At 70.4% G+C, this 8,055-nt stretch carries 10 protein-coding genes; 6 read left to right on the top strand and 4 right to left on the bottom strand.

Features of this window, described 5'->3' with window-relative positions:
- Positions 1-121 precede the first annotated feature (121 nt).
- From FNH05_RS26145 to FNH05_RS26135, 3 genes are read left to right on the top strand one after another with little or no spacing between them, the layout of a single operon-like run.
- Positions 122-448, top strand: a complete 327-nt coding sequence (locus FNH05_RS26145) for a type VII secretion target (RefSeq protein ID WP_144591372.1) — start codon at positions 122-124, stop codon at positions 446-448.
- Positions 445-1,704 (top strand): hypothetical protein, encoded by a 1,260-nt coding sequence (locus FNH05_RS26140; protein ID WP_144591371.1) that lies wholly within the window; start codon positions 445-447, stop codon positions 1,702-1,704. The genes FNH05_RS26145 and FNH05_RS26140 overlap by 4 nt, the downstream gene beginning before the upstream one ends.
- Positions 1,701-2,210: a hypothetical protein gene (locus FNH05_RS26135; RefSeq protein ID WP_144591370.1), complete on the top strand. Its 510-nt coding sequence runs from the start codon at positions 1,701-1,703 to the stop codon at positions 2,208-2,210. Before FNH05_RS26140 ends, FNH05_RS26135 begins: the two co-directional genes overlap by 4 nt.
- A gap of 25 nt (positions 2,211-2,235) precedes the next feature.
- Here the strand turns inward: FNH05_RS26135 and FNH05_RS26130 are convergent, their stop codons facing one another.
- Complete coding sequence (locus tag FNH05_RS26130) at positions 2,236-3,012, bottom strand: alpha/beta fold hydrolase (protein ID WP_144591369.1); 777 nt, start codon at positions 3,010-3,012, stop codon at positions 2,236-2,238.
- Between the two features lie 62 nt (positions 3,013-3,074).
- Here FNH05_RS26130 and FNH05_RS26125 point away from each other — a divergent pair, with 62 nt between their 5' ends.
- Positions 3,075-3,494 (top strand): MarR family winged helix-turn-helix transcriptional regulator, encoded by a 420-nt coding sequence (locus FNH05_RS26125; protein WP_144591368.1) that lies wholly within the window; start codon positions 3,075-3,077, stop codon positions 3,492-3,494.
- Here the strand turns inward: FNH05_RS26125 and mptB are convergent.
- Positions 3,459-4,883 carry a polyprenol phosphomannose-dependent alpha 1,6 mannosyltransferase MptB gene (gene mptB / locus FNH05_RS26120; RefSeq protein WP_144591367.1) on the bottom strand — a complete coding sequence of 475 codons (1,425 nt, stop codon included), beginning with the start codon at positions 4,881-4,883 and terminating at the stop codon, positions 3,459-3,461. The genes FNH05_RS26125 and mptB overlap by 36 nt on opposite strands.
- Before the next feature lie 200 nt (positions 4,884-5,083).
- Here mptB and msrA point away from each other — a divergent pair, with 200 nt between their 5' ends.
- Entirely contained in the window at positions 5,084-5,605 is a 522-nt protein-coding gene (gene msrA, locus FNH05_RS26115) for a peptide-methionine (S)-S-oxide reductase MsrA (RefSeq protein ID WP_144591366.1), read from the top strand.
- A gap of 113 nt (positions 5,606-5,718) precedes the next feature.
- On the top strand, positions 5,719-7,020 hold the full coding sequence (locus FNH05_RS26110) for a PQQ-binding-like beta-propeller repeat protein (RefSeq protein WP_144591365.1): 1,302 nt from the start codon (positions 5,719-5,721) through the stop codon (positions 7,018-7,020).
- A 233-nt stretch (positions 7,021-7,253) separates the two neighbouring features.
- Here FNH05_RS26110 and FNH05_RS26105 read toward each other — a convergent pair whose 3' ends face one another.
- Positions 7,254-7,712 (bottom strand): SRPBCC domain-containing protein, encoded by a 459-nt coding sequence (locus FNH05_RS26105; protein WP_144591364.1) that lies wholly within the window; start codon positions 7,710-7,712, stop codon positions 7,254-7,256.
- A gap of 159 nt (positions 7,713-7,871) precedes the next feature.
- The coding region (locus FNH05_RS26100) for a LysM peptidoglycan-binding domain-containing protein (protein WP_144591363.1) at positions 7,872-8,055 on the bottom strand (184 nt) is incomplete at its 5' end.

Here is an 8,055-nt window from a genome sequence, read left to right as displayed (position 1 = left end):
CTCCGCCACCGCCCGCGCCGCGCCCGCAGCCGAGGCCCCCGGTCGTAGACGGTGACGACGGTGACGACAGTGACGACGGTGACGACGGTGAATTCGGCTCGCTGCTGCGGAAGGAGTGGTGATGGCGGGGGGATTCGAGGCGGATCCGGAAGCGCTGGCCGGGCACGAGGCCGAAGTGCGGGAGGCGGCCGACAAGGTCCACCAGGCCATCGACGCCACCGGTGCCGCGCAGGCCCTCGGCGATCTCAAGGCGTTCGGCATCGTCGGACAGGTCGTCGCGGTGGCGCTCCAGGACTGGATCTCCCAGGCCACGGACACGGTCAAGGGGCTGGGCGACGCGGGCCATGAGCTCGCCGACAAGGTCAAGGCCGCGCACGAGGCGCTTTCGGCCCACGAAGAGAACTCGAAGTCGGCGCTCATCGCGATCGCGAAGGACATCCCGGCATGACTTCGGCGGAAACGAGCACCGGGCAGCCGGCGGGAACGGCCGAGGGGACGGAGGAGAACCCGCTCGTCGCGAAGACCGAGTCCCCCTCCGGGGTGACGACGGGCTGGGGCAATCCGCGGGCGAGCGAGCTGGACCGGCTCAACGCCCAGACGGCCGGTTCGGGCCTGTTCAACGACGTCTCCTCGACCATCACCGACTTCGCGCACGGCGACTGGGGCAACGCGGCGATGGACGTCGTCACCGACGGCCTCGACCTGCTCGGCGCCGCCATGGACCCGCTCGGCACGCTGGCCGGCGCCGGGGTCGGCTTCCTGATCGAGCACATCAGCTTCCTCAAGGAAGGGCTCGACCTGCTCGCGGGTAACCCGGAGGAAGTCACGGCCAAGGCGGTGACCTGGCAGAACGTCGCCAAGCAGCTCACCGAAACCGCCGATGCCTACGAGAAGTCGGCGAGCAAGGCCGGTGAGTCCTACAAGGGCGGTGACGGCGCGGCCGCCTACCAGGCCGCGGCGAAGGGGTACGCGGACTCGTTGCGGGGAGCCGCGGGTCACGCGCAGAGCGCGTCGACGGGGATGCAGGTGGGTGCCGCGATCGTCGGCACCGAACGCGGCCTGATCCGTGACATGATCTCCGAGTTCGTCGGCGCGCTGATCGTCAAGGGACTCGCCGCGCTGGCCACCTCGTGGTGCTCCTTCGGCGGGACGGTCGCCGCGTTCATCGCCGACACGGTGGGGGAAGGCGGGATCCTGGCCGAGAAGATCAGCACCCGCATCGCGAAGGTCGTCCAGAAGCTGGAGACCCTCGCCAAGGGGGCGGGCCGGTCCAAGGCCGCCATCGAGGCCGCGGCCAACGCGCTGAAGAAGATCGGCAGGACCGCCGACAAGATCGTCGACAAGAGCCTCGACACCGCGACGAAGCTCGAGTCGAAGGCGAACGAGCTCAAGCAGGCGGGCCGGGAAGCCAAGGAGGCCTCCGAAGCGCAGAAGACCGCGCAGGAGCTCAAGGAGGCGGGCGGCCTGGAGAAGAAGGACCCCGAGAAGAGTTTCCTCAACCCGGAAAAATGGGGCGAGGGCGAGGGTGTGCCGGGGTGGAACCTCCAGGACTCGGTCGCCGCGGCACTCGAAGGCAGGCGGCAGGAAAACGAGCAGGGCGACCGCTGGCACGAGGCAACCGAAGCCTACGAAAAGGAACATCCCGAAGGGGAATCGTCCAGACAACCGGCGGAAGGCGGAACCGGACAGGCGCCGAAGGAATGACGGCGGACCGGTTCGAAATCAACCAGGCCAACTTCGCCGGGCGGCTCCATCCCTCACAACGCCGCCGGGTGTTGGAGAACGTCCCGATCGGCCTGGTCCTGTTCGGTGCCGGCGTGTACGTCCTCACGCTTCAGTCGCGGGTGCTCGTGGAGGCCTACCGGGAGCACATGAAGGGCGTGGAAAAACTCTGGTTCTCCTTCCTGCCGGCACTGGTGCTCGTCTTCGGCGGCCTGTGGATCGCGGCGCGGCGGTTGCTCGAGGCCTGGATGGGCCGCGTGATCACCGTCACCGGGCCGGTCCAGCGCAGCATTTACAACAAGGTGACGCCCGCTTCCCAGAGGCTGGCTCTGATCCAGGGTGCCTCGTCGTACCGCGTCAGGATCGGCGACAAGTGGTACAACGCCGATCGCACGCTGTACAACCTCGCCGATCCCGGCCGGATCAACGTCGGCTTCGTCACGCCCTGGACGAAGCGGCTGATGAACGTGGTGCCCAAGAACTCCTAACCGCGACAGCGCACCGAACCCGGTATCAGATCGTGCTGAGGTAGGAGTCGAGAAGGGCGAACGTCGCCGCGGGCTGTTCGATGTGCGGCAGGTGGCCCGCTTCGGGGATCACCTCGAGGCGGCCGTGGGCGAAGGCTTCGGCGTACGCCTTTCCGTAGTCCGGGGTGACGATGCGGTCGCTTTCTCCCCACAGCAGCAGCGCGGGCCGGCGGACGTGGCGGAGCCGCCGGAGCAGTTTGGGGTCGTGCATGGCGGGGCCCCCGGCGAGTACGTGGAGGGTGGCCATGTTGGCCTGGCGCACCGCGAGTTGATCGGCCGGGATGTCCGCGGGATCGACGAAGTACCGCTGGGAGTCGTGCCAGGCGTACTCGGCTACGCCACGGGCGTCGAGGGCGAAGAAGTCCCGGATCGGTTCGCCCTCGACGTGCACGCCGACGGCGTCGATCAGGACGAGGCCGCCGATGATCCCCGCAGTGTCCCGGACGGCCATTTCGGCGGCGGTCCAGCCGCCCAGTGAGGAGCCGACGACGAGGACGTCGCGGAGTCCGGCGCCGTGCAGGTGGTGCAGATAGGCGAGGGCGAGGTCGTCGATGCCGGTGAACCAGGCGGGGCGGGCCGTGCCGTCCCAGCCCGGGTGCACGGGCGTGATGGTGTGGTGGGTCCGGGAAAGGTGTTCGGCGAGGCCGGCGGCGGTGGCGCGGCCCCCGCCGCCGTGCAGTACCAGGGCCGGTCTGCCGGTTCCGGTCTCGGACAGGGTGAGGGAAAGGTCTTCGTACAGGGCGACGGTGCGGTCCGTGATCATGGATCCACTGTAGCTAAGCTTCTTTATATAAGCTAGTTTGGTCGTGGGGCTACACTGGAGCCATGCTTAGTGAGCTGCAACAGCTCGGCAGGGCGGTCAAGCAGGCCCAGTACCGCCAGCACCGGGCGCTGGAAAGCGGGTTGTCGGCCATCGGGATCACGCTGGCCCAGTGGGATGCGCTCCGGGCGATAAGCCGTACCCCAGGGGCTTCGGCCCGTGCGCTGGCCTCGGCGACCTTCCAGAGCGAGCAGGCCTTCGGGGCGCTGGCAGGCAGGCTCCTCGCCCAGGGCTGGGTGGAACGCCGGGCGGGACACGGCAGGCGCATCGAGCATCACCTCACGCCCTCGGGCAGGCAGGTTCTGCGGTCCGGGCACAAGGTCGCCGACGAGGTGCTGGCCGCCTGTTTCGCCCCTCTGTCCGAAAAGGACCGTGCCGGGCTGCTCGCGCTACTCCACCGTCTGTCCGGCGACGGGGACGGCTAGGGCGGCGTCCGGTCCGGGCGGGGTGGGACGGCCGAACCACCAGAGCGCGGCCAGGAAGGCGGCCGCCACGAGGTAACCCTCCACCAGAACGGCGGCACCGCCGCCGAGGGGCGGCAGCGCCATGGCGAGTACGGCGCTGCCGCGGGCCAGGCCACGGCGCGCCCGGTCCGATCGCACGCTCGCGGCCAGCGGCAGGAGCGCCCACAGCAGATACCACGGTTGCACGACGGGCCCGGCGATCAGCATCACCGAGAAGACGAGGCCGAGGCCGGTCACGGGATGGAAGCGGCCGCGGTGGATCGACCACAGCAGGCGCGCTCCGGCGATCGCACCCAGGACCGCCCCGATCCGCACCATCACCGAGATCGCCGCCGAAGTGATGTGCAGACCGGCGAGAGCGCCGAGCCCGCCCGCGAGGAAACCGAGCTGGTTCGTCGGCGCCAGCCAGCTGTGCACCGCGGCGGATCCGCCGAGCGCGCCGACCCAGCCCAGCCCGAGTCCGGTCAGCCACGAGATCGCCAGTGACAGCCCGGCGAACCCGCCGAGCACGCCGAGGAGCGCCGCCGCACCACGACCCGCGGTGCGGCCCGCGTGGCGTGCCAGCACGACCGCGAGGCAGCAGACCGCCGCCGCGGCCATGATTTTGATGTTCGCCGCGAGCGTCAGCAGGACGAGTCCGGCGGCGATCCGGGGAGGACTGGACAGGCCCGCGAGGGCGATCTCCAGCCCGGCCAGCATCAGGCCGATCATCAGCCCGTCGTTGTGCGCACCGGCGACGACATGCCACAGGACCAGCGGGTTCAGCAGACCCAGCCACAGCGCGCCGCCGGGCGACACTCCCGTTCGTCGCGCCAGTCGCGGCAGCGCCCAGGCCGCCAGCGCGACACCGGCGAGTTCGACGAGACGGTTCAGCAGCAGGGTCGGGATCAGGTCGTGGCCGGCGAGCTGGGCGATCGCGCGGGAGATCGCGATCCAGAATGGACCATAGGGTGCGGTCGTGTCCTGCCAGTACGGGCTGACCTGCTGCACCACCGGCGAAGCCGCGCCCAGCGCCGTCAGCGGACCGAGCCGGTACGGGTCCTGGCCCCCGGCCGCGATCACCCCCTGTGCGAGGTAGCTGTGCACGTCTCCGCTGAACAACGGGGGAGCGAACAGCAGCGGAAGGCACCAGGCCGCCGTCAAGCGGTACCACCCGCGCACCGGGATTTCCGCGGTCCGCCGCCCCAGGCCGAGCCAGGCCAGCACGACCACGCCCATGCCGGTCAGCCCGAGCGGGACCAGCACCGCCGGCGGCACCGGAAGGCCCGCCGTGGCCAGCACCAGCACGACGACACCCGCGAAACCCGCGACCGGCAGGGCCCCGGTGCGCACCGGGAACCGTACGGACATCCCCATTCCCCCAGCCTTCGCGCCGGAGGCGCTGCGGTGAACCGGGGAATCCCCTGATCTTTCCCGCAGAGCCCCGGCCGAGATCACACGACGGCCCGGATCCCCGGCGGCTGCCCGGGAATCGGTCTCCCCCATGGCAGCCGCCGGGGAGAACGGCCACGATGGTGAGAGAGACTACCGATCTGTTCGAGGTGATGTGAATGAGGACGTTCGTGCTCGCGGGCGGATGCTTCTGGTGCCTGGATGCGGTCTACCGCACGCTGCGCGGGGTGGTGGACGTGGTGTCCGGTTACACCGGCGGCGAACCCGCCGATCCGACCTACGAGCAGGTGTGCTCCGGAGGCACCGGGCACGCGGAGGCGGTCGCGGTGACCTTCGATCCGGAGGTCATCCCGGCGGAGGTGGTGCTCGACGTCTTCTTCACCCTGCACGACCCGAGGCAGCTCAACCGCCAGGGCGCCGATGTCGGCACGCAGTACCGCTCGGCGATGTTCTACGCGGACGAAGACCAGCGCGCCGAGTTCGAAGCGGCCGTCAAGCGTGCCGCCGGGTGGTGGGACGGAGAGATCGTCACCACTCTGGAGCCGCTGGGCCCCTTCTACCGGGCCGAGGAGTACCACCAGGACTTCTTCGCCAAGAACCCTGGTCAGGGCTACTGCCTTGCCGTCGCGCTCCCCAAGGTCAACAAGGTGCGCAAGTCCTTCGCGCAGTACGTGAGGTAGGGACCGCTTCGGACGAGGGAACGGATTCCGGACTTCTCGCGTCCAGGGAAGGACGGCGAGTGATCACGGCGGGCACGGTTCGTGCCCGCCGTCGTGTGTGGAGGACGTTCACGATGGCGCGACAAGGGATGGGGCGCGGTGCGGCCACCATGGCGGCGGGGCTCGCGGTGCTGGCGGCGGTGACGGCCTGCTCCGGCGGCTCGGCACCGCGCACCCAGGCGACCGCCTCGCCCGGGGGGCGCGAGGCCGGGCGGCCCGCCGCGGCGGCCCACGATCCGGCGGTGACCTTCGCGGGGCACGGCGCCGCCCTGCCGGAGGCGGTGACCACGGACATCGAGGACAGCACCACGTCGACCCTGATCGCACCACCCGTGACGCTGCACGGCGACCTGGCCTGGGCCGCGACTTCCCAGGGCCTGCTGGCGCTCGACGCGGCGACGGGAGAGACACGGGCGGACCTCCGGCCCGAGGGACGGTCGACGGAACCGTCGAATTCCCCGCGCACCGACCTGAAGCCCCCGCCGGTCGCGACGGTGTCGGGGCAGGCGCTGGTCGTCCAGACCTTCGCCGTCACGATCCCCGGCCAGGGCACCACCAAGGCACACACGGCGCTCGAACTGGTCGCCGCCGACGCAGACACCGCGCGGCAGGCCTGGCGCCAGGTGATCGACCTGCCGGACGATTTTCCCGAAGCCGACGGCGGTTCCCTGCGCACCGCCGTGATGGGGATCGACGGGACGACCGCCGTGGTGCGCGTGAAGGCGGCGTCCGGCTACGGCAGCGGCGACGCCGGTACCGTCGCGATCGATCTGGCCGCCCGCAAGGTGGCCTGGGACGCGCCGAAGCTCGATCCGGCGGCGATGGGCGCGGGACAGGTGGTCGGTGTGGTGTCGGGTCCGCACAGCTGGTCGCCCAAGACGCTGGAGGCGCGCGCGGCCGCGACCGGGGCGCAGACCTGGTCCAAGGACACGGACAACCCTTCGGTCGTGGCGGTCGGGCCCTCACTGGTGCTGGCCAGAGGGCTCAAGGGCATGGCCTTCGGTGCGGTCGACGGGATCGAGATCGGCTCCGGCAGGGAGACGCCCGTGCAACTGCCGGAAACCGCCCCCGCACCCCCCGGCTACTGCGTCTACGACCAGCGGTCGGTCACGGTGTGCGTGGGCTCGTCCCTGCTCGGCCTCGACCCGGGCAGCGGCGCGGTGCTGTGGGCGGTCTCGAACGATCCGAAACGGGAATCGCCCCGGCTCACCGGCGCCTGGCACGGCCTGGTCTACGGCGAAAACCGCGCCGGTGAGCCCGTCGCCCTCGACGCCCGTACCGGCAAGGACGCCGAAACCCCGCCGGGGGCGGCCCCCTACTGGACCGACGGGCGCTACGCCGTCACCGCCAAGGAGATCGTCGCGGTCACGGGCTGAGTCCCCACCCTGGGCCCACTGTGCCGAGGCCCTGGCCAGGAGCCGACGGGCTCGATCGCGTCGACCATGCGGGAGATCTCGGCCCGGATCTTGCGCATGGACACGCGAGCGCGAGGGTCGATGTCCAGCACGGCTTCGAACATCGAATCGCCCCGGGCGAAGGCGTCGTCCGTCCATGCGGTGCGGGGGAATGTCGGCCGGTTGGCCGGAAACTGTCAGACGCGGCGGCGCGTTCAGGGTTCGAGAAGGCGCGCGAGCTTGGCCATCGACATGGACCAGCCGATTTCGTTGTCCTCAAGGGACAGTCCCGGGGGTGTGTCGTCGTGCCGTCCGGTGACGATGGTGCCGCCCTCCTCGCCGTCGGCGAGGGAGTAGGTGATCGTCATCTCGCCCTGGAGGGCGGGGTCGGTGGTCTCGAACTCGACGGTCTGGACCACCTCGGTGTCGGGAACCAGACTGGAAAACCGGCCGTGGAAGGTGTCGGTCCGCGCGTCCGTCTTGCCCGCGGTGGTGGGCAGGTCATAGGTCAGCGAGATGCGGAATTCACCGCCCTGCCGTGGATCGAACGCGTGGATGCGGCTCGTCATGCCCTCCGGGACCATCCACTGCCGGACCGCTTCCGCGTCGAGCAGTGCCCGGTAGACCGCCGGACGGGAGGCCCGGATGTGCCTGGTCAGCTTCGTGGCGCCCATCCGGTGAGCGTAGCTCCACGGGGTGGGCCGAGTCATCAGCGGCGTCAAGCGCCGTCGAGCGGAAATGCCGTGGTGGTCGCGATCGCCCGAGCCGACGGTCGCGACCACCACGGTGGACCCAAACGATGTGTTCGGGTGCCTGCGGTGATCCTCAGTGGATCACTTGACGGCGATCTTCTGGCCGACCAGGATCAGGTCGGCGTTGGGGATCGCGTTCAGCTTCTGGAGAGTGGCCCAGCCGCCCTGCACGTTGAACTTGCGGGCGATCCCGGACAGGGTGTCACCGGCGACCACGGTGTAGGTGCCGGTCGCGTTCGAGGCCGGAGCCTTGGCAGCGGGGGCC

Source organism: Amycolatopsis rhizosphaerae (genome assembly GCF_007713715.1).
GTDB lineage: Bacteria > Actinomycetota > Actinomycetes > Mycobacteriales > Pseudonocardiaceae > Amycolatopsis_E > Amycolatopsis_E rhizosphaerae.
This window is presented reverse-complemented; position numbering and strand designations above follow the sequence as displayed.